This is a genomic window from Rhodopirellula sp. UH5 (assembly GCF_056839225.1).
Genome location: NZ_CM166390.1, coordinates 2,225,158 through 2,247,564, shown reverse-complemented (window position 1 = coordinate 2,247,564; position 22,407 = coordinate 2,225,158). Strand labels below are relative to the sequence as shown.

Genomic DNA, 22,407 nt, shown 5'->3' with positions numbered 1-22,407 from the left:
AATTCTGGACGTTACCCGACTGAAATCACTTGTTGAACGACACACATCCTAACGAATCGTGAGCTCGAAGGAACCAGTGAAAATGCGATGCACATTGACCGTTGTCTGTCTCCTGCTCCTTTCATCTTGCTGCCTTGGGCAAGGTGCGAACAACACACCGACCAACGAGACTCCTGATATTGCCGAATTGCAAACTCGGCTCGAGAAGCTTGAGCAACGCGTAAAAGAACTTGAATCTGATGGAAACGTCGGTCCGCAATCCGAAGGTCAGGGAAACCTACAGAAGAATTCCGATGTTCATCCCGACTGGACGCATCCAGCCACGAGCCCTGTCGGAAGGCCTACACGTATGCGTTCGATTTACTGGTTTCCGCCCCAGGTATTATGGTCATCTGCTTCTCCCGGTCAAAAACCGCTCCCAGAACCACCGCCTCGTGGCGAAGTACCGGACAACTGGCAAGAAATCAACTATTTTGGTCAGTGGTATTACCTTGTTCCGATGAACAAACCGACAAGCTCTCCTGCCGCCGGAGAACAAGAATAGCGGATAACGATCGCATGCAACGGAGCCGGCGGTCGGGTCGGTTTTGAAATCAACGCGTATTGCGCCGGCCCGCTGATGCGTAGCGTTCTGGCATTGGAAGACTTGCCCTAATTAATGGCTGACAACGTCAATCCGTACGAACCATCAGATGCTCAAGGCGGGACAGTTCCCGCTGTTCGGCGAGGCTCCATTTTCGCGACGTGGGTCGGCTTCTATTTGATCGCTACCACGCTGTTACTGCTGACGATGCCCGCAACCAGTCACTCGCCCGGCGGAAACGGAATCCTGATCGCTTTCCTCGTACTAATGTTCGGAGCATTCCGGATGGCACGTATCGGAGCGAGAACTTCAACCGCCTTCGTCTACGGATGCAGTACGACTCCGCTTTTCCTTTTTCTTTCGATGGGGCGTTTTTCACTTTGGCTAGAGTACCAAGCACCTCCTGTGCCGGTGATCGTCGTGGCGTGGGTTGTCATCTGTTTGCTACTTGGGTTTCTTGCGATGGTCGCCGCGATCATGGCGAACGAAAGTTCAAAGCCGATGGACAATTCGACTGCGTGACACAGTTGCAGTAAAACATTGATTGCCAGACCAAAAGCAGAAGCCAGAACCATGCCGTGCACACGGAGCACGGCTTGCGCGGTTTTACAAATGGAAAGTCGTCTCTCCGTGCCCGGTGACGGCTGCCGTTCCCCGACTGAAATCTCACTCCTTGAACGCCCCGTCCAGACCAATTCGAATTGCTGACCTCTTATTACTGGCAACGATCGCTGCGACAATGATGGGCGTTGTGATTCCCGGCTACCGCTTCGCGTTCAACGCGACCTCATTCGCTTCCGGGCTCGATCTCGGACTGCTCGGCCCCGTTTGCGTATTCGCCACCATTGCTGTTGTCGTTATTCCGGCGTTGCATCTGCTCTTGGGCGTATTGATTCTGAGATCGAACGGATCAATCATCACTCGAATTGTTGGGGCACTCGTTTTGTTTGGTGCTATTCCGTCGGGATTTGCTTCCGCAAGTGTGGCTCGAGCGTGCGATTGGCAGATGGCTGGGTAGATCCATACTCGGTTTCTCTTGCTACTACGCCTTTCATCTCCAAACGCCTATTCCGCCGGCGTGAATGCGGGGAACCATCGGTTGCAACGGAGGCCGCGAGTTGAGTTTATTGACGTGGTAAGTCGCTCGCGCGGCCCCGCTGAACCGTACCGTTACGTGAGTTGAATTGAACACACTTCATAAATCTAGCCAATTGTTCGCTCTCCTGCTGTTTGCCGTTGCGGGTTGCGGCGAATCGTATGACGTCCCGCCAGTCGACCAGCTTGCGGTCGAACTGCGAAATCCTGAATATCGCTGGAAGGGACCATGCAGTCGTGAGGACCGGATACCGGTACTTCACGCAGCCCGCGCTCTCGCGTGCATCGGAGATGATGCTGTGCCAACACTCTTGGACGCCGCGAAGGATCCCGAGGTCGACATCATTTCGGTCCACGATGCTCTGTCTGAGATTGGACTACCCGTCTCCCTTTTCTACGATGACTTAATGGCTCGCGACGTGTCGCAACTCGAACAATGGTGGCATGAGAACATGGAACGGACACGCGGTGCGAGAAACGAACACCGGTCAATAATCGGACTCCCACCCGTTCGTGTACAATAGGCTAACTCGCGGCAAGGTTTGCGGGCGGAAGAAAGAATCACGTAACCATCACATGCAACGGAGTGGCGGCGTCAATTTTTTTGGTGGTGGTGAATCGTTCTCCGCCACCCGCTGATGTGTACCGTTATTCGATTGACCTGATCCACTGGATTCGATTCCACAACCAATGGCCGATAGCAGAACGCCCAGCGACTCACCAAGCAACTCCCTGGCAAATTCAAAGATGCTGTTCGGCTTCACGACGCTCAACCTTGTGGTCGTCCCCCTTGTTCTCATACTTACTTTCCGAATTGCCGGCGGCGGTCACGGCACGATTTTGCCTTTCTTCGCTGCTCTCGCCTACGCTTTAACTGCGTACGCGCTGGCAGCGATTGGTGTTGCGTCAGGGTTTTCGAGATCCACAGATCATCAATCTCGTCCTGGATGGCTATACTTGTTTGTGACATACCTGTTCTCCCCAATCGTTTACGGACTCGCGACGTGGGCGACGTTCAAAGTGCTCGCGAGTTGACAGCGAATAACCATGGGTTGTTACAGAGCCGGGCTTGCGAATGTTTCGGCAATGGAGAATCAGTTCTCCCGGCCTGCAAAACCCTACCGTTCCCCGACTCAATGCCAATGATTGCACTCGGCTACATGGCGAAACGCATCGTGGAGCGTCCCGATTGGTTGGACGTTCCATCGGTTCGCGACGTCTACGCCGTATCCGACTGTATCTCGCCAGACTTCACGGACTACATCACCTTTTGGGCGCACAACGGATTCTGGTTTTTCGACAAGCCTTCACGGATTACGAGTCTGTGTTCGCAGCACGGCATCGCGTTGGATGATCTCACGTTCGTTTACTACGAAGCTCATCCACAACAATTCAAGACTGACGATCACACTTGGCATGGCTTCGGTCCGGATTCGGACGTCAAGACCGATGTTTCGCCGCCAATCAATCCGCGGTTGCTTGGGTTCGACATCGTCTGCTACTCGATGCAAAACGCACCTGAGTGCTCGCCCCTCTCTTGTAACCACGTTGCGGTGGACGTCCGGGTAAACTCGCACTGCCTGATCGACACGCTTGACTACGCTATTGAATGCCTCGAAACTGGTGTCTTTGACAACACCGAACCCGGTCCGATGCGGGTCATTGCGGTTCACGCGCTCGGACCGAAAACGGGCGGGGAACCATCCGATGCAACCGAGTCGCGGTAGCGGGACGTTTCGCAATGGAAGATCAACCGCCGCGACCGGCTGATCGGTACCGTTACCCGACAGGAAGATTGACTCTTCGCTCGCGACTACACCAAAACCCATTCCAATGACCCAACACGCTTCACGTTTTGCATCAATCCTACCCGTCGTGGTTGCTTGCATGGCGGTGTTGGCCGGTTGCTCTTCTCGACATGACGGTGTCACTTTGGTCGTCGCTTTCCCAGACTTCGCTGCAATAGAACCTGGTTCGCCCGTCGAGTTCAACGGTACCAACGTCGGCGTCGTTGGAGACATCACACTCGGTGACGGGGAAATGGTGGTTGAATTACTACTGAATCGCGATGCGAAAATTCCTCACGCAATGGCGCCGGTTGCGAATCACCAACGTTCTGCAAATGCCCAAGGTTCCGCCGTCGTTTTTGCGCCGATCTCAGATGGCGATTTGGCGTTGCTTTACGCGGACGACAGCTCGATGGTAGACTCCACTTACGCCGATGGAGAATACATGGCATTTGGTCGCGTTTACGATCCACAACCGTAGCACGTTATCGCTACTACGGCGGGTAACCATCGCGTGAACCGGAGAACGCGAGCTGAGCGATTTGGCCGTTAGAAACTTTCCCGCGCGTTCCCGGTTACGCGTGCCGTTCGTCGGCAGAGGCACTGATCTACTCATGGCAATTGAATGGCGTCCGACGCTCAAAGCGATCGCGCTTTCCTTCGTCCTGGGCATGGTTCTTGGGATGGCTTTTGGCGTTTCAATTGCGATTGCCTACCTCATTGGTGGCGAACGTGGCACCGCAATATATGATACTCCTTTCGGCATGATCGCTGGGTTCCTCGTTGGCGTTGTCCCGATTGTGGTCGGCGCACGGTATCTTGTTCGTGAGGTTGCGACTCGACCGTACTTGCACTGTCTGGTTTTCGGTATCGCGAATCTCGCAATCTCGCTTGCATTTTCGCTGTTACCCTCGGAAACCCCTGCCAGTTTAACGGACTACCTTTACATGGCTGGCTTGATCCCAGTTGCTTTAATAACTTGCCGCATGATGTAAAATTGCATCTGATACTGATTGCAATTCCAAGAGGAGCGACGAACCAAAAATTGCACGGGAGAACGCGATCCGCTATTTTGGTTACGGAGAATTCCCCGCGCGTTCCCCGTGAATTTAGCCGTTACCCGACTGAAATCGGTACATGACCTATCGGACAATCGACCTGTTGCTTCTTGTCGTCGCTTTTGCGGGTGTGTTTGCCGCACAGCCACTTGCGACAGCACCGGCGATATGCGTCTCGGTCGCGATTTGCACGTTCTGCGCCGCTTTTAGGTCGGCACGTGCAACCAGGACTTCTCCACGCATTGCGACAACCGTCGTCTCGGTTTTAGCCTACTGGCTTCTGGTCCTAATTCGGGGTGTCGTTTACCCGTTGGTTTCAGACGGTGGCCTTGACGGGCTATCGTCATCGACTCGGTTCATTGACCCTCCACTGCTCTTCCTGCTTGTCGTAGGATCGACTATTTTGGTCGCATTGTTCGGGCTAATTGTCGGGCACTATTTCGCAATGTGGCGAGACCACGGCTGGATGCACATATTCGATGAACCCGGCGGGTAACCAACGCGTGAACCGGAGAACGCGAGCTAAGCGACTTGGCCGTTAGAATCTATCCCGCGCGTTCCCGGTTACGCGTGACGTTATTCGACTGAAATGAAGTCAGAACCCAGGTCGTACATGTTCGGAATTCGTGACGACCGTCCGTCGCTCTACGTTGGCGGTATATCAACGGCGGACGGCCTTCGCCTATTCGACAATTTCTCGGCATGTCGCATCAGGCACTGCTACACTGATGGCTTGCAAACGGTTCCACCTGACTTTGGGCGGTGAGACGGGGCCACCCACTTTTTGACTCGCCTATCGCGGTGTCGTGCGTAGGATTGTGGTATCGCTTCCCCTGGTTGGAGACACCTCATGGTTCGCAAACCTCGTTACGAAGTTGCTGACCCCGCAGAAATCCAAGTCTTTCATGCTGTTCAGCGGTGTGTCCGGCGAGCATTCTTGTGCGGCGATGACCCGTTCACGGGGCAATCGTTTGAACATCGGCGGCAGTGGATTCGTGATCGACTGGAGTTCCTCGCAAGTGTCTTTGGAATCGATTGCTTGACCTACACGGTGCTCAGCAATCATTTGCACATCGTGCTGCGTAGTCGTCCGGACGTGGTGGCGGCTTGGACGGACGAAGAAGTTGCTCGTCGTTGGTTGCGTTTGTTTCCCCATCGTCGCAAGCCTGACGGTTCACCGGAGATTCCGTCCAAGCCAGAGATTGACATGATCGTCAATCAACCTGAGGTGCTAGCCGAACGGCGTCAGCGGCTATCCGATGTCAGTTGGTGGATGCGGTGCACGGCGGAGAATATTGCTCGGCGAGCCAACCGTGAAGATGAGTGCACCGGCCGATTCTGGGAGGGCAGATACAAGCTGCAAAATCTTCTTGATGAGGCGAGTTTGCTGGCTTGTGCGGCGTACGTGGACCTCAATCCGATCCGCGCCGCCATCGCTGAAACGCCGGAAACCAGTGATTACACCGGAGCGAAGGATCGGATCGACGACCTGGCGGAGCGGGAAGATCGCACTCGGCCCAACACTCACGACTGGGAACGCAGTCGGCGGCGTCGTAAGAGTGGTTGGATGAGCCCGATTGAGATCAACGAACAGGATGATCCGGTGGGGCCGTGCCTGGAGAGCTCTGGTCGCAGGGCGAGCTCCAAGGGATTCTTAAGCGTTTCAATGGCTCAGTATTTGGAATTGCTCGACTGGACCGGGCGGCAGTTGCGAGACGGGAAGGTGGGAGTGATCCCGGAACACTTGTCTCCGATCTTGAGCCGAATCGGGTTGGATGCGACGGGCTGGTGCGATGTCGTGTGCAAGTTTGGGCGAGTCTTCAAGCGTGCAGCGGGAACCCCTGAGAGCCTCGCGAAAGAGGCAATACGGTGTGGCCAGCATTGGCTTTGCGCCCACCAAAACCCGCTTGGATTGTCATCGGACTGATCCAGCCGTTTTCCAAAGCTGACGATTGCCCCTGAATTCCGTCTGAGTTGACGGCTGCGCGCTGCCGGCCAATACCGAGGTTCTTTCGTGTGCAAGCTCGCAATTCGTTGCTCATGAGCATCCGAGGTGTCCTCCTGTGGCAACAGCGGGTCACTGCCGCTGCTAAAGTTTGTGGGTGGCCCCAGGTTTCGCGATCAATTTCCTGACCTGAGCGTGGTAAGCGGATAACGAAGCCGTGAACGTGCGGACTGGCAAGGTCTGATTGACTAGCGGGTGTGACTCCCGCCTGGGTAACTGCTAGCCACAGGCCCGGTATCGAGTGTTGCAGCGGCTGTATAAGACCGATTGGTCGAAGTCAGTCGTTGAAGCGTACACAGAAAGGTATCAGCTCGCGATCTCGACGCTCTGGCTCGCGACTGCTTCTCAACAGTTGGTACACTGATCGACGACTTTGAACCGGGGATGCGTTGTCCCAACTGCAATGATGTGCTTCCTCGCCTAATTGCCGAGTGGATGACGCATCCGAAATCGTCGAGACGGAGGGGAACCTTCGGTTTCAACGGAGTGGCAGTGGTCGGTGTTTCCGTTTGCTTGCAAGGGCATTCCCGCCACCCGCCGAATCGCTCTGCGAATTAGGCATCACACATTTCTGGATCCCACATGAGATTGCTGACTTTTCTCCTCTGCTGTGTAGGATGCACTCTTCTGGCCGCTGATGAGCAGCGATTCATCACGGTCACTGCGACTGGCGAAGTAAACGTAACACCTGACGAAGTAGTGCTTGAGCTTGCCGTTCGCTCGCGTGAGACGAAGCTTCTGGATGCCAAGCGAAAGAATGACTCCGTATTACTTTCCCTCCTACAACGGCTAAGCGAACATCAAGTTCCCAAGGCCGACATAAAGTTGGATGCCCTAGAAGTTTCACCGTACTACGGAGAGTATGGGGAACGCCAAGAAACCCCGATTGCGTACAACTATTCGCGATCAATCTTGGTTCGGCTGACGGACTTCGACAAAATCGAATCGCTTTTGGCTGACGCGTTCGATGTCGGACTTGCGAATGTATCACGCATGCAATTTCGCGTCAGCAGCCAACGCAAGCACCAGTTTGAAGCGAGGCGATTGGCGGTAGCGCATGCGAAAGAGAAGGCTGAGCACTTAACTGAACTTGCAGGCATGAAACTGGGGTCTGCCCTGCAGATTGAGGAGCACGTCGAGTACAACGAAGCCGCAACTGACTTCTTTGCGATTGCAGATACGCCTCGATCGGTCATCGCGATTGTCACAGCACATCAGGGCCACGAGTATACTTTCGTTGTGCAACGTGATGACGCCAAGGCAGAGTCCCTGGAGCTCAACACCCCTGGTCAAGTTTCCATTTCTGCCGACGTGACCATCAAGTTTGAGATGCTCCCCGTAAAAGACGCGGAACCATGAATGCACGGGCGGACGTCTTGCGGGGTTATTAAAAGGGACAACCAACTCTCCGTCCCCCGAGATGTCTGAGGTTCCCCAACGGAAATTCATGGCTGACGTCGAACCGTATCAACCGCCAAACAACATCGCGACTGGGATCGAACCGTCAGTAGCCACCGCATCTCGCTCCACCGATTTCGCGCCGGTCCTATTTGTTCTGCTTCCGATCCTGCTCGGAGAAGGCTCACGAATTGGTGGTCCGATGGGGTAATCGAACTGAAAATCGATCAGCAATCACGTGACAGCTACCACTTGGCCGGCGTCACTTGGATCGGAAGCGACGGACTTGCCCCGTTCGACATTGATGTAAAATTGAATCCGAAGACCGACAAATGTTTTGCAAACTGCATTTTCCGCTTGGGGCTCCTCGACCAGTTCGGGCTTCCCTCGCTTTGCGAGCCTGGTCGTCCCGTCGAGATCCGGACGCGGGAAAACCGCGATTGGGCAATGGCGCTCGAGTTGACGCCGCCGGAAGAGGCTGAACCATGACATGCACGGGCGAACGGGTTTCCGGTTTTCTCGTCTGCTTGCAAGTCGTTCGTCATCGAGTGGTCTCAGGCGTCCTCCCCGAGACCGTTGGTGGCGATTCGGAATGTGGCTGGCACCTGACGGGCCTTGCCACGGAGTTGGACTTGTGAAGTGGACGGTCAATCGCCCAACGCTGATCACGTGTCACGCGGAACCTCTTTATGCCCATCGCATTGGAAGACATCGAAATTGAACGAAGAATCTGCTCCGGCTCAGTCGTCTCTGTCTCGCCGCCGCCGAGTCATTCACTTGCTCATTGGCCTGGGATTGATTTGGGGCATTTTGGCGTACCTGGTCGCCCCTCTTGTCTGGCAGAGTGTCGCGCGGGTGGATCCTGCGTTGGACGACGTGCCGCGGATCACAGAAACGGGGGATCATCACCCAGGTGATCCGCTGAACGTGGAGTTGATCGGCACCGACCTGCAACTTGAATCGATCATGAATGCTGCGGGCTGGTATGCGGCGTCCGCCTTGGGAATCAAGAGCGACCTCAAGATTGCGGCCGACACGGTTCTCTCCAGGCCCGATGATGCGGCGCCGGTCAGCAGTTTGTACCTCGATGGACGCAAGGAAGATTTTGCTTTTGAGCAACCGGTTGGCGATAGCCCACGGCATCGACATCACGTGCGTTTTTGGAAGAGCAACGAGTTGAGCGACGATGGACGCCCCCAATGGATCGGGTCGGCCGTCTATGACGAGCACGTGGGCCTCAGCCGAACGACGGGGCAAATCACTCACGTCACTGCCGCGGATGTTGATACCGAGCGGGACTACCTGTTCGAGTGCTTGGAGAAAACGGGGCAACTTGAATCGAAGTTCATCGTGCGTGGATTTCATCTGCGCCGCTCCGGGCGAAACGGAGGCGGGGATCCCTGGCAAACGGATGGTGATCTTTACCGCGGGGTGATTCGAGCGACAATGGAACCCGTCGCGACCGCTCAAGATTGAGGAAGGACGGAGGAACCGTCGGGACAGATGTGTGAGGTCGTCCAGTGTTTGATCCCTCTTAAAAAAGAGAACGTCGATGCGTTTTGTTTTGGTGCTAGTCGCCTGTCTGGTTGGCACCGCGGCTTTCGGGCAAGCGGATGCCGCGAAGGAACGATGCAATCAGGGGGTGGAATTCTACAATCAAGGTGAGCTGGACAAGGCGATTGCTGAGTTCACCGCTGCCATTGCTCTGAGTCCCAACAACGCGTTTGCGTTCAAGTGCCGAAGCTTTGTGTTGACCGCTCGGGGAGATCACGACCGAGCCTTGGCGGATCTCAATGAAGCCATTGCCCTCGAGCCGAAGGATGGGGACGCACACTTCAGCAGGGGGAATCTGTGGCGACTCAAGGGCGAGCTCGAGAAGGCCTTGGCAGACTACGACAAAGCAATCGCGATCGATCCCGGAAGTGCGTCGGCCTATGTCAACCGAGGCACGCTGTTAGTGGAACAGGGCGACAACGAGAGAGCCTTGGCGGACTACAACGAAGCGATTTTGATCGCCCCAGAACTTGCAGCAGCGTACAGTGGTCGGGCATGGATCCTGGCGACCTCCCCAATTGGCGCATTCCGGGATGGACCGAAAGCGATCGAGGACGCAAAGAGAGCCAATCAGCTGAGCCACTGGAAGCAGGCAGACCAACTCGACACACTTGCAGCTGCCTACGCCGAGGTGGGGAAGTTTGATGAGGCTGTCAAATATCAAGAGCAGGCAATCCGGCTGTCCACCGATGAAAAGTTGACCAAAGAGTTTCGTTCTCGACTGAGCCTCTACCGAGCTGAGAAGCCTTTTCGATCAGAGGCCCCCAAGCAAACGACCTGAGTTCCGCGTCTGGGCCGTGCGAATTGACTGACGCCATGAGTCAGCCAGCCGTTGCCGTTCCTGCGGTGAGGTCTCTCAAGTTGGCCCGCGTCGGACCGTCTTGTCGAGAGTTGAGAGACCGCCGATTGAAGATGTCGATCCGAACAGGCCAAGCGATCTCGCGAACCATGGTTGGACGATGCTTTTCGCGTTGAGATCCGCGCACAGCACTGCGATCAGAAGGCCAGAAGTGCCCTGCTTTCCTTCGGGAAACTGGCGGTTGCCAATCGCAGCGGGAGGTGTCAGCGCAAGGGAAGGGCCATGGTGAAGCCCTCCCTGCCTCACCATGGCCCTATCATTGCTGGAACGATATGGCACCGATCGTTCCACCCTCCCAATCCATGGTACAAGGAGTATCGGATCGCACCGGTCAAATGCTTCAATCGAATTGGTGAGCTGAACCGGTTTTTTCTGACAGGGCAGCGGTGTCTCGGGGCAATGCAACCGTTTGGGATCAAGTCAAAGCGGTTGGCGGCGATGAAAGGCGTGGTGTTGGGGGAGCCTTTCGTGCGTGAGAGCGTGAGAACTCAGGTCACGTATTCTTCTTCGGCTTCGCCGGTCGGGCGTGAGATTTCGCCCGTGTCTTCGAGGTGGCGGACGATGTCGACGATCTTTTGTTGAACCGATTCGACTTCGCTGATCCGCACGCTGCCCAGGTACCCCATTTCTTCTTGCAGGTTCTCGGCGGCTCGCGAACTCATGTTTCGCAGGACCTTTTGCTGGAGCGTTTCGCTGGCACCCTTGAGTGCCATCGCCCACTGCGCGGTTTCGACATTCTTGAGCAACGCTTGGATATCGCGGTCGCCGAGTTTGGAGATGTCTTCGAAGACAAACATCAGGCGCCGAATGTCTTCTGACAATTCTGGATCCTCGCGCCCCAGGGATTCCATGATTGTCCGCTCGATGGCACGTTCGACCACGTTGAGGATTTCGGCAACGCTTTCCACACCACCGGTGTTGCTGTGTTGCTGGTTGACCATGTTGCTGAGCCGCAGCTCCAGGCCCCGTTCCAGTTCGGAGACCGCCGTGGGGCTGGTTCTTCCGATGGCGGCGATTCGGCGGATCACCTCGAGCTGTTTCACGCTGTCGAGTCCGCCCAACACTTCGGCGGCGTAGGAAGAGGGGACGTGCGAGAGCAGCAGCGCAATCGTTTGGGGGTGTTCCTCTCCAATGAACTGCAGCAACGTTTGCGTGTCGACTTTTTTGACGAAGCCGAAAGGCATCGCCTCGATCGTTTGTTGCAGATTGCCGATCAGTTCGCTGGCATCGCGGCCCAGGGCTTCTTTGATCAGTTCCTTGGCGCGTTCCAAGCCGCCGGGGCTGGCGTAGATGGAGCTCGCTTTGCTGGTCAAGAACTCGGCGATCACCACTTCTTGTTCGTCGCCACCGACCGAGTCAATCTGAGCGATTTTGATGCTGATCGTTTCGATCAATCGCGGCGGCAATTGTCCCAGAACCTTGGCTGCGACCTTCGTGGGCAGGCTCATCAGCAAGATGGCTGCTTTGGTCAGTCCGCGATCGTCGACAGGATTGGTGGTCACAGAGTTTTGCATTTCGATTGGAAACCTGCCACGCAAACTGATTGGTGTGACGAACGACGGGGACTTCACTCCTCTTTCATCGGCAATTCAGGATGGCAGCTCAATCGAAGGAAGCCCTGGATGGCTTCGACTTCATTTTGAATCGGAATAGGTGACAGAACCCGCAAACTCGGCTAGGTGGATGCCGATTGGGGGTGTTTGCCGAGCATTCGAACGATCACCCAAAGCACGGCGGCCGAGATCAGCAAGCTGATCCATGGGGAGACGCCCCAGGATGCGGGCAGGGTTCCGAAGAGAATGCAAGTGACGCCAACGACCAAGGCGTAAGGCATTTGTGTGCGAACGTGAAGCACGTGATTGCAGTCACACGCGCGACTGGACAGCACCGTCGTGTCAGACAACGGGGAGCAATGGTCGCCAAAGATTGCACCAGCGAGAACACTGCTGAAGGTAGCCAAGCAAATGGGTGACATCGCCAATGAGGCGGCCGTGCCGGAGGGGGATCCGCCCGACAAGCCCATGTCAGACGCGGCCAGCAGTGTTTCCGACGCCAGCAGTGACTGTTGAAGATTGATTGACAAGGCGACAGCGAGGGGCGTCAGGATCGCCATCGTCCCCCAGCTGGTTCCGGTTGCGAACGCGATGAATGCCGCGAGCAGAAAAACACAGGTCGGCAACCATTCAACGGGAAGACGTTCGTTCAGGATCGAGGCAAGGTACCCACCGGTGTTCAGTTGGTCTTCGCCGGTCAGCGAAGACAACGCCCACGCCAGCCACAGCACTGCCATGGCAGGCAGCATCTGGAGCATGCCTTTCGCAGATCCCATGATGACCAATTCCCAGGAGACTCCACTGAGAGCGATCGCAAGCGTGCCCGCTGCGATCAAGCCTGCGCCTCCTCCGGCGACCAATGCGAGGTAGGAATTGCCGGAACCGATCACGTGACCGAAGTATTGCCACCGAGACATTTCGGATTCGGCTGGTTCCTGCAGTCCGGTGTAGACGAGCACGCCGCTGATCACGATCAGGCAGATCCCGACGGGCATGACAGCCGCGAAAATGTCGGCCCAGGATCCGGCGGGCGATTGTTTGTGGTGTGACCTGGGCTTTTGGGCGGCTGCGTTTTCTTCGGCCCACATGGGGCCAAAGTCGCGGCCCGAGGTGGCGATGACAAACACAAACCACAATGCCAACAACGGGTAGAAGCGATAGGGAAGGCTCTGCAGAAACACGGAGAACGTCATGTTGGTGGCTTCGATGCCGGCGTCAGCGAGTCCTTCTTGCAAGTAGCTCAGTTCGGTTGCAACCCAAGTGCTCACGAGCGTCAGTCCCGCGACGGGGGCGGCGGTGGAATCAACCAGGTAGGCCAGCTTGGCCCGGGAGATTCCATAGCGATCGGCGGTGGTTCTCATCGTTCCGCCCACCAACAAAGTGTTGGCGTAGTCGTCGAAGAAGATCAGCAGCCCAGTGAACCCGATCAGGGATTGTCCACCGCGACGGGTGGAGACGCGGCGAGTCCAACCGGAGATCATCCGAGCCATGCTGCCGGAGGATTCGAGCACACCAACCATGGCTCCGAGTAACAGCGTGAACGCCAAGACGTGCAGGTGATCCCAGTCACGGACCGATTGGTCAATCGTTTGAATGAAGCGAGAAGCGGTCCCTGTGAGAACGCTGAGCGGGCCGCTGGATTCTTGCGAGGCCAAGGTTGCGGCGCCGACCAGGATGCCGATCGACAACGGCACCAGGACACGACGGGTGATCAACGCCAGGATGATCGCGACGGCGGGCGGCAACAGGGATTCGATGCCGTCAGTCATAGCGGTCTCCGTCGATGGGCTGCGAGGCGTCTGAGCGAAAGGGGTTCGTTGAGGGGGGCGGCTATCGCAACCGCGACAAGCGAACCGGAGCGGACAGACTTTGGGTTGCAGACGCTTTGGACAGGCTGGCGGTCATGTAACGCGGGAGCAAGTCAAGGATCTCAGCGCGTTGATCCGCATACGCTTCCAGTCCTTCGAGCAATTCCAAGGCATGCAATCGGATGGAGGCCGCGTCTCGACCACCGTAGTGGCTGGCAATCTTTGACCATCGAACCCCCAGTTCGGCTCGCGTTTGGTTGACGTCTTCTGCTGCGGGCTGATTGTTTGCTTCTCGCCACTGCATTTCGGCTTTTGAAACCGATGCCAGACGCGAATCGGAAGCGTTGCACATCAACGGCACGCCTTTGTCCCAGCGGCGAAGATGCAGGCACAGTGTTCGTCCCAGCACGCCGGCCGATGCGTCGGATTGCTGCATGCGTTCCAGTTCGGCGCCCGTCGGTAGCGTTTTGACGGATGCCAGCAAGTCTTCCAGTTCCGTCCGGGACTGTTCATCGGTCGTGAAGGCGATCAGTCGTTCCGCGTCGAATCCAAACGAAGAGCACCATTGATTTTGATTGTTCAAAATCAATTGGTCCAACAGTTCATTGGAACGCAACAGCAGATGATTGAGGTGTTCGGTGGTGGAAATGGTCAAGCGACAGGCACGCCAGCTCTCGATCAACTGGCGGACCATTGGTTCGGACCAAGTGAACGGAGTGTCCGTTGCCGATTCGGATGGTTCTGGCGTTGCTGATCCCGTCACCGCGGCGGTCAACGCGGCCAAGTCCTGGGCACGTTGGCATGTCGTTTCAAACGGCTCAGCCAGCCAACTGGCTCGCAAGCTGAGGTGCATCGCAGCGAGGTGTTCAAGCGATCCCGTGCCGGCCAGTTCCGCGATCAGTTCCCACTGGTCGATCAGTCCAGCGGCTTCCGTCAACTGGAAACGTCGTGAGGCTCGTTCGGTCTCGTCCCACAGTTCCTGCGTCGCTTCGCTGATCTGCGCGTCAGTCCAGCGTGGTTCGCGACGTGGGGGAACAACTTCACTCGGGGGCCGTGATTCCACGGGCGACGGTGACTTGATCTCAGGGGAAGTGTCGGTGGTTGAGCTGGAAGCGAGAGCGTCGGAGTCCGGGGCATCCGACACGGGGGACATTTCCATGGAAGCCTCCGATGTTTCAGTGCCGGGGGCTGCTGGATCCGTCTCGACGAGGGCGGCCACATCGACGCTGGCCACGATGTCGGATTCCACCTTGGCCGGTTGGGGATCCGGCAGGGGAACATTGGATTGGGTGGTGGATGATTCGTTTCCGGACTCCGCTGCGAGTTCTGCCACGGCTGGGCCACTGGGAGTCATCGCCACGGAGGTTGGGGCGGGGGCAATTTCCGGGGTGAAGGCTTCATTGTTGAGTTGCGATTCCGCCGCGGGCAACTCAGGCGTCAGGGACGCGGGTGCGTCCGCTTCGACTCTCGCAATCCGATCTGTGGGATTGATGGCGGTGGACGATTGGTTCGCCTGGCGAGCGCCAAGCCAGTAGGCCAAGTAGAACGTCGCAGCAAGGCAAAGCACGGAGAGCCCAATCAGTGTGCGGACCTCCGACATCCAGCGTTTCAAACGTCCTCGATGAGCACGCATCTCTTCGAGAACCTGTTCGCCTTCGTTTCGAGGCGGCAGGTCGTCCAACAGGGATTGTTCGACCGTTTGAACCCAATTGGTCGGCGGCGTTGTCGCTTCGGCAATCTTCTGTGGATCGCTGGCCTCAATGGCCAGGTCAATCAATTGACCACGCGGGGTGGTGGGCAAGGCAGCGGGAGGGTGGGGGATCAGAACATTGTTTGGAAGCGATGAGTCTTGGCCGGTCGTCGCGAAGAACGTTTCTTGCGAAAACGACTTGCAGGAAACACTTTCCAGTTCGAACGGGAGGATCCGCCCCAGTTGGACTTGTTGATGCCGGTCGATCCGATACCGCGGATCCATCACTCGATAGGCGGACGTGATCACACGGGCCAAGTGGCATTCATTGATCGTCGAAGGCTTGCTGACCTGAACCGACGCGAGCGCACCAGCGCTGCGTTTGGTGGCGGTTCGGATGATGTGCAGGCGGCTTTCGTTGGTTCGCAAACCCAAGGTGGCGAAATGCAGGTCATCGAGCAGTTCGGTCGCCGCTTGGGGATTCGGATGGCAATGACGAATTTGGTCAAAGATCGAATCGCCAGAATCGCCTGCCCGTTCGTCACTCGAATCGTCGGACTCGGCGGTTGGCAAACCTGGCCGCGTCAACGCATTCCCCTCCGCCGCATCACGATCCGAATTCGGATTCGCGTCGTCGATCGAAGCGTCGATCGGTCGGTGATTGGGGTGGTTTTTTTCGGACATGTTCGAAAATGCGAACCGAAGTTCAGGTGCCAACGTTCGGTGGCGGGGGTCCAAGAAATCAGACGTTACACAACCTGAATGCTTGGCGAAGGGAGGCGATCGGATCCGGGTTGGTGGGAATGAATTCTTGGGCGAGGTATCCAGTATAGCCGGTCTCTCGAATGGCCTGGATGATAGGTGGATAGTTGATTTCTTGGTTAAAATCCAGCTCTCCGCGGCCCGGATTGCCGGCGGTGTGATAATGCCCCGCAAATTCGTGATAACGGCGGATATGACGGGTCACGTCACCGTGCATGATTTGCACGTGGTAGATGTCAAACAGCAATTTCATGGCTGGCGAATCGACGGCACGGATCAGGTCCACGCACCGATGGATGTCGTCGCCCCAGTATCCCGGGTGCCCTTTCATGGGATGGGAGTCATCGACGCTGTTGAGATGTTCCAGGACGATTTGGATGCCGTGCTGCTCCGCGTAGGGAGTCACCCGCTTCCAACACGCGACACAGTTTCGAAAGGCGGCTTCCTCGGTGATCCCGGGGGTTTTCATTCCAGTGAACGTGATGACCGAGGGCGAACCGTACTCCACTGCCAAATCGATTCCAGTCCGGAGTGCTCGTTCGACGGCTGGGTGATTGGCGGGATCCAGGGGGCCTTTTTGGAAGCCGTGACTGCCGACCAACGAAATGTCGAGTCCCAGTTCCTTGATCGCGGGGTAGTGTTCTGCGCCGACACCTTCCAGAGCGGTGTAGCCGATTTTCTTGGCTTCGGTGGCCAACGTCATCACGGGCATGGGTTTGAAACACCAGCCCATGATCGATTGTTTCAGTCCGGTCACGGTTTCGTTTGGCTGGGTGGATTCGGTGGCAAGTTGTGTTTGAGCGGGCCGATTGGACACGCTGGGCTGCCCGGATACCGGAGGTGGATTTGAGATTGGCATTGGTAGGCCTCTGGGAGGGGGGCGTGGCGACGAAAGGGCGGGGCGTCTGGGGCATCTATCATGATCGCTTCGGAGGGGGGCATTCAACAGGTCGTCCGAGCTGGAACACCTTGCCGCCAGGAATCTGTCCCGAAAACGCCGGTGGACGCCGATGGTCGTGCGAGACCAAGAAGATCTTGGCCGCTTTTTGGGATCCGATTCAAGCGGAATTCATTGCCCGCAAAATTCCCTCAAGTTGCCCAGTCGGCACAGTCGATACTTCTTTCACGCGACGCCCTGGCGTCGAACCCGCTCGGCTTGTTACATCCTGGTCCACGGGTTGCCAATCTTCGCGGCCATGCCAACCGAAAACACTCGTCAATGGAATGACTCTCTGTGACATCCCTCACTGCCCGTCATCAATCGAAATCGGATTCCACCGACCTGAAACAAGCTCGTCGCGAGATGGAACTGGATCGCATGGCGGGATTGGAAACGCCCAAAACTGTTTCGCTTCCGCTGGCTCAAGTGGCTCGATTGTTGATCGAAGCGGGCCAGAGCAACCGAACTTGGCTGATGGATTTCGCAGATGATGTGGTGCGAATCGACTCGGATTTGTATGACGTTCTTTTGGCATACCAAGATCTCAGCAACGATCTGCGGACCGCTTGATCGGTTGCCCGATTTGGATCGGATCCCTCTCAACGCACGCCCTTAACCATTTGTAACTCAGGAGCATTGCCATCATGCGATCAATCGCTGTCATCAATCAAAAAGGTGGTGTGGGCAAAACGACCAGCAGCGTCAATTTGGCCGCCGCTCTCGCTCGATCCGGTCGTCGCGTCTGTGTGATGGATTTGGATCCACAAGCTCACGCGTCATTGCACCTTGGAATCACTGCCATCGATGGAAGTGTTCCCTCGATGTACGAAGTTTTGTGCAGCGATGTTTCGCTTTCTGAAGCACGCCAACAAGTCGGTGAAAACCTGTTTGTGGTCCCGTCCAACCTGGACTTGGCTGCCGCTGAAATGGAGTTGGCGGGTGAAGTCGGTCGCGAAATGATTTTGAGCGACAAACTGGCGGACGATGAGGAAGACTTCGACTACTTGGTCTTGGACTGCCCTCCGAGTCTGGGTGTGCTGACGCTCAACGCGTTGGTCGCGGTCGAGGAAGTCTTCTTGCCACTGCAACCACACTTTTTGGCGTTGCACGGTTTGTCCAAGCTGTTGCGAACAATCGAAGTCGTTTCGCGACGGATGAACAACAAACTGCGGCTCAGCGGAGTGGTGTTGTGCATGTACGACGCGAACACGCGTTTGGCCGCCGAAGTCAGCACTGACATCGATGAGTTCTTCGCTGCTTCCAAGGACGGACGCGAGTTCTTCTCGGGAGCCAAGTTCTTTGACACTCGGATTCGCCGCAACATTCGATTGGCGGAAGCTCCCAGCTTTGGGCAATCGATCTTTGATTACTCCAGCGAAAGCAATGGAGCGATCGATTATCAATCGCTCGCTGAAGAAGTGCTGGCTCAGGAAGCGTCCCACGCTGGCAAGCACTCGAACGCTCAGCGTCGAAGTGCAGTGACGCAAAACGCTCGCATGGCAGCCTAAGCTGGGCGGCCGGAGGAATCAGTCCGGCCATTGTAGTTCTGCGACCGGGTCCCGCGGTGTGATCACGGCGGAGACCGGAACGGGGTGCCCCAGAATCACGAAGGTGTTTTGAAACGCATCGTGCGGACCGTGTCCACTGGGATGAGCAGTGTTTCGGGCCCTGTCGACGAACAAATCACACCGCACGTGGCTGGGCGGTTTGATTTCGGAGGCGTCCCTGGACGCAACTGAGTACTCCGCGAACCACCACACGTGGATGCCTTCTTCTCGGCGTCCCACCCAGCGATACTTCGCGGCATTGGCGACGGTCGGTGCCGGCAGGCACGCGTCGTCATTGGCGAATGTCATGTGGCGGCCGAACGCTAGTTGCTGAGATTTCAACTGGATCGCCGACTTGCCGTCCGCGACGGAGAGAGGATCCACCTCGGAGTTTGAATCGGAGTCCACTTGTTTCGCTCGCAATTTTGTAAGCGTTGACTCCGCTTCTTTCAGCAAACGTTCTTCGTCCCCGAGGGTCAAACGAAACGCAATTTCGATTCGCTCGGTGTCCGGGTTCCATTGAAGTTCACACAGCGTTTCCTGGGTGGGATGCAATAGCATCCCGCCCAGAAGAATCCAGCTGCAAGTGACCAGGGCGATCATTCTTCAGAGGCCTCTGAAGACTTGTCTTCAGGCTTCTTTTCGACCGGTTCCTTGCCTTCAGGCTTCTTGTCGGCCGGTTTCTTGTCCTCGGGCTTTTTACTTTTGGACTCGGCGGACTTGTCTGCATCCGGCTTGGCCGCGGGTTTGTTGGAGTCATCTGCTTTGGGATCGGACTCTTTCTTTTCCTGCTCCGCTTTCTTTTTCTGCTCGGCCTTTTCCTTTTCAGCAGCCTTCCGCATTGGATTGCTGGATTTTCCGGATTGGTAGAGCTTGAAGCGGCTTGGTTCCAACTTTGGTGGCCAGTGGTTGTTGCTGCCATCCGTGTCGGCGATCTCTCGTTTGGGATCGATTTCCAGACGAACGATTTCCTTTTCGGTCAGGAACAACCGTTTCACGGTCTGACTGTTCACACGCCAGATTTCAGGTGGCAGTTGAACGTCCTCGGACGTGTTGTCGGCGTAGTGAATGCGCAATGGAACCGGCATCACCAGTCCACCTTGGTTGGCAAACTGAATGACGTAGAACCGAGTGGTCCGACGAAGCATGGCACGTTGTTCGTCGCTCAGTTTGTCGAGGAACTTTTGGTAGTTCTTGCGATCATTTTCTTCGACTTTGTCTTCGTCGTAGTCCGCCGCGTTGTAGAAGTCTTTCAATCCGGGACGCCAATCGATTCGTCGTCGAAGTGGCAGAGCTTGGTTGCGTTCATCGGTCACGTTGTCTTCGCGAGCGTCCTTCTGCTTGCGTTTGCGTTCGGCGGTTTCGTCTGGATCGCCACTGTCGATCAGATACAGTTCGACGCCTTCGATGGAGACGTCCACGTGATCGGTGCTGTAGAACCAACCTCGCCAAAACCAATCCAGGTCGGTCCCGGAGGCGTCTTCGATCGTGCGGAAAAAGTCACTGGGTGTGGGGCGTTTGAACTTCCAACGTTTCGCGTACTGCGAGAACGCATAGTCAAACCGTTCGCGTCCCAGCACCGTTTCCCGCAGGATGTTCAGTGCGGTGGCAGGCTTGCCATAGGCGTTGGAACCAAATTGCAGGATCTCGTCGCTGCTGGTCATGATCGGCCGTTGGTTGCTGCCTCGCATGTAGGGAACGATCTTTTCGGGCGGGCCACGTCGCGAGGGGTAGTTGTCTTCCCATTCTTGCTCGGTCAGGTATTGCAGGAACGTGTTGAGCCCTTCGTCCATCCACGTCCACTGGCGTTCGTCGCTGTTGACGATCATCGGGAAGAAGTTGTGGCCAACTTCGTGGATGATGACACTGATCAATCCATACTTGGTGGCTTTGCTGTACGTGCCGTCCTTTTCCGGGCGCGGGCCGTTGAAGCAGATCATGGGGTATTCCATTCCGTAGACCGGCCCGTTGACGCTGATCGCGACCTCGTAGGGATACTCAAACGAATAGCGTCCGTAGACTTCCAACGTGTGAGCGATGGATTCAGTGCTGTACTGGCTCCACAGCGGTTCGGCTTCGTTGGGATAGTACGACATGGCCAACACGGTTTGGTCGCCCACTTTGACCGGCATCGCGTCCCAGATGAATTTACGGCTGGCAGCGAAGGCAAAGTCGCGAACATTTTTGGCGGTGAAGTTCCAAGTCGCACGTTCTTTGGACTTCGACTTTTCGTTTTCCTTCGCTTCTTCGGGGGTGATGATGAATTCCGGGTCCTCGCCCTTTTTCATCTTGGCCAAACGAGTCTTCCATTCAGGTTTCAGGACTTCGTTGGTGTTCTTCAGGGTTCCCGTTGATGCGACCACCATGTCGGCGGGAACATCGATCCGAACGTCATAGTCGCCCAGTTCCAAGGTGAATTCACCGGAGCCTAAGAATTGGTGGTGTTGCCAGCCGGTGTAGTCGGTGTAGGCCGCCATCCGAGGGAACCACTGAGCGACTTCGTAGATGTAGTTTTTGTCGTCTTCGAAGAACTCGTAGCCGCCCCGAGCGCGAATCATTTTCGCGTCGACAATGTTGTAGCTGTATTCAATGTTCAGTTGAGTTGATTTGCCCGGTGGAAGTGGTGCGCCCAGGTCCACTCGCATCATCGTGTCGACGATCAGGTAGTCAATCGCATCGCCCTTGGCATCGGTCACGGAGCTGATCTTGTAGCCTCCGTCAAACGCTTGTTGAGCGAGCATGGTTTCGACGAACTTGAAGGTCGCCTGAGAGCTGATTCCGGGGGCCGCTTGACTGGTGATTGCGACGGAATCGTTTTTGAATCGGTTTTGATCCAGTTGCACCCACAGGTAATCCAGCGTGTCGGGGGATTGGTTGTGGTAGGTGATTTCGCAGGTGCCGCTGAGCGATTGATTTTCGTCGTCCAACGCGATGTCGATGGCGTAGTCGGCGCGTTGTTGCCAGTACTGAGGTCCCGGCGCCCCGGATGCCGTGCGGTAAACGTTGGGCGTCGGCAACCAGGGTTCCAGCGGGTGGAACTTGTCCGTCGGGTCACCATGCTTGGGATTGGGCAGCGGTTGTGCGGAGGCAGGGTTGCAAGCGAACGTGGTCAATATCCATGCCAATCCGACGGTCAGGCAGACCATCACGGACGAGAGACCTGAATTCGACATGGGGGCAGCAAGAGATGAAGGCAGGATCGATCGAAATCGCATCACAATGAAGACCTGAGGCGGTGAGTTACCAAACTGGGATCAAACTGGTGTTTCTACAGGATACTTCGTCTGCAATCACGATTTGTCCCCGTGCCAGGTTCAATCTGGTTAGGGAGTTCATTTTCTCTGCAGATTTGTATTGCTGGGATGTCAAGTCCCATGGATTCCTCCTTTGAGGGGCTCCCACGGTGCTTCTGTTCGAGAGAAAACGATTCAAACGTTACAGACCGAATGACCGGCACGAATTCACGGTTCGGCGACAATCCCATTCGATAAGCCCCGCCCATCTGGCAAAGCCGGGCTAGGTTTTCGTCAGAGTAGGAGCGTGATCCTGCCACATTGATTCACAACCGAATGAAACCCGTTCCATGTCCCAGCGACCCTTCTTGCGATCGATCAAGCGATTTCTGCTCGAAGAAGATGGCCCAACTGCCGTTGAGTACGCCGTGATGCTGTCACTGATCATTGTGACTGCCGCAGCCGGCATCAGCGTCTTGGTGGCCGAGACAAGCAATAGCTTGAGCAATTCGTCAGACGCCATTGCCAATTGAAT

18 protein-coding genes are annotated in these 22,407 nt (G+C 56.3%); 11 read left to right on the top strand and 7 right to left on the bottom strand.

All coding sequences use genetic code 11. The features are described from left to right. Nucleotides 1–906: 906 nt before the first annotated feature. A complete protein-coding gene (locus UH5x_RS08100; protein ID WP_482635352.1) occupies nt 907–1,158 on the bottom strand; it encodes a hypothetical protein in 252 nt (83 codons plus the stop codon). 98 nt (nt 1,159–1,256) lie between these two features. On the opposite strand from UH5x_RS08100, the gene UH5x_RS08095 reads away from it, so the two are divergent. From UH5x_RS08095 to UH5x_RS08060, 8 genes are all read left to right on the top strand, one after another. Further along, nucleotides 1,257–1,601, top strand: a complete 345-nt coding sequence (locus UH5x_RS08095; protein WP_482635351.1) for a hypothetical protein — start codon at nt 1,257–1,259, stop codon at nt 1,599–1,601. A 1,219-nt stretch (nt 1,602–2,820) separates the two neighbouring features. Continuing rightward, complete coding sequence (locus UH5x_RS08090) at nt 2,821–3,405, top strand: hypothetical protein (RefSeq protein ID WP_482635350.1); 585 nt, start codon at nt 2,821–2,823, stop codon at nt 3,403–3,405. Nucleotides 3,406–3,511: 106 nt separating this feature from the next. Beyond that, nucleotides 3,512–3,946 (top strand): MlaD family protein, encoded by a 435-nt coding sequence (locus tag UH5x_RS08085; protein ID WP_482635349.1) that lies wholly within the window; start codon nt 3,512–3,514, stop codon nt 3,944–3,946. A 133-nt stretch (nt 3,947–4,079) separates the two neighbouring features. Next, entirely contained in the window at nt 4,080–4,460 is a 381-nt protein-coding gene (locus UH5x_RS08080) for a hypothetical protein (protein ID WP_482635348.1), read from the top strand. A 913-nt stretch (nt 4,461–5,373) separates the two neighbouring features. Further along, nucleotides 5,374–6,450, top strand: coding sequence for a transposase (locus tag UH5x_RS08075; RefSeq protein WP_482635347.1), 1,077 nt, complete (start codon nt 5,374–5,376; stop codon nt 6,448–6,450). 660 nt (nt 6,451–7,110) lie between these two features. Then, complete coding sequence (locus UH5x_RS08070; RefSeq protein ID WP_482635346.1) at nt 7,111–7,887, top strand: SIMPL domain-containing protein; 777 nt, start codon at nt 7,111–7,113, stop codon at nt 7,885–7,887. A 756-nt stretch (nt 7,888–8,643) separates the two neighbouring features. Further along, the gene (locus tag UH5x_RS08065) at nt 8,644–9,402 is read left to right on the top strand and encodes an LssY C-terminal domain-containing protein (RefSeq protein WP_482635345.1); all 759 of its coding nucleotides are present in this window, start codon (nt 8,644–8,646) and stop codon (nt 9,400–9,402) included. A 76-nt stretch (nt 9,403–9,478) separates the two neighbouring features. Then, a complete protein-coding gene (locus tag UH5x_RS08060) occupies nt 9,479–10,261 on the top strand; it encodes a tetratricopeptide repeat protein (protein ID WP_482635344.1) in 783 nt (260 codons plus the stop codon). A gap of 566 nt (nt 10,262–10,827) precedes the next feature. Here the strand turns inward: UH5x_RS08060 and fliG are convergent. The 4 genes from fliG to UH5x_RS08040 form a co-directional block, all read right to left on the bottom strand. Further along, nucleotides 10,828–11,853 (bottom strand): flagellar motor switch protein FliG, encoded by a 1,026-nt coding sequence (gene fliG / locus UH5x_RS08055; RefSeq protein ID WP_047816909.1) that lies wholly within the window; start codon nt 11,851–11,853, stop codon nt 10,828–10,830. Between the two features lie 161 nt (nt 11,854–12,014). Next, on the bottom strand, nt 12,015–13,661 hold the full coding sequence (locus tag UH5x_RS08050; RefSeq protein ID WP_482635343.1) for a Na+/H+ antiporter NhaC family protein: 1,647 nt from the start codon (nt 13,659–13,661) through the stop codon (nt 12,015–12,017). Between the two features lie 61 nt (nt 13,662–13,722). Further along, nucleotides 13,723–16,074: an SANT/Myb-like DNA-binding domain-containing protein gene (locus UH5x_RS08045; RefSeq protein WP_482635342.1), complete on the bottom strand. Its 2,352-nt coding sequence runs from the start codon at nt 16,072–16,074 to the stop codon at nt 13,723–13,725. A gap of 58 nt (nt 16,075–16,132) precedes the next feature. After that, entirely contained in the window at nt 16,133–17,011 is an 879-nt protein-coding gene (locus UH5x_RS08040; RefSeq protein WP_482635341.1) for a TIM barrel protein, read from the bottom strand. Between the two features lie 375 nt (nt 17,012–17,386). Between UH5x_RS08040 and UH5x_RS08035 the strand changes: the two genes are divergently transcribed. Further along, complete coding sequence (locus tag UH5x_RS08035; protein WP_047816906.1) at nt 17,387–17,662, top strand: hypothetical protein; 276 nt, start codon at nt 17,387–17,389, stop codon at nt 17,660–17,662. 74 nt (nt 17,663–17,736) lie between these two features. Continuing rightward, entirely contained in the window at nt 17,737–18,600 is an 864-nt protein-coding gene (locus tag UH5x_RS08030; RefSeq protein ID WP_047816905.1) for a ParA family protein, read from the top strand. Nucleotides 18,601–18,618: 18 nt separating this feature from the next. Here UH5x_RS08030 and UH5x_RS08025 read toward each other — a convergent pair whose 3' ends face one another. Both UH5x_RS08025 and UH5x_RS08020 read right to left on the bottom strand, forming a co-directional pair. Then, entirely contained in the window at nt 18,619–19,242 is a 624-nt protein-coding gene (locus UH5x_RS08025; protein ID WP_482635340.1) for a DUF6702 family protein, read from the bottom strand. After that, nucleotides 19,239–21,854 carry a M1 family metallopeptidase gene (locus UH5x_RS08020; RefSeq protein WP_482635339.1) on the bottom strand — a complete coding sequence of 872 codons (2,616 nt, stop codon included), beginning with the start codon at nt 21,852–21,854 and terminating at the stop codon, nt 19,239–19,241. The genes UH5x_RS08025 and UH5x_RS08020 overlap by 4 nt, the downstream gene beginning before the upstream one ends. Nucleotides 21,855–22,222: 368 nt before the next feature. On the opposite strand from UH5x_RS08020, the gene UH5x_RS08015 reads away from it, so the two are divergent. After that, a complete protein-coding gene (locus UH5x_RS08015; protein ID WP_102017663.1) occupies nt 22,223–22,405 on the top strand; it encodes a Flp family type IVb pilin in 183 nt (60 codons plus the stop codon). Nucleotides 22,406–22,407 lie beyond the last annotated feature (2 nt).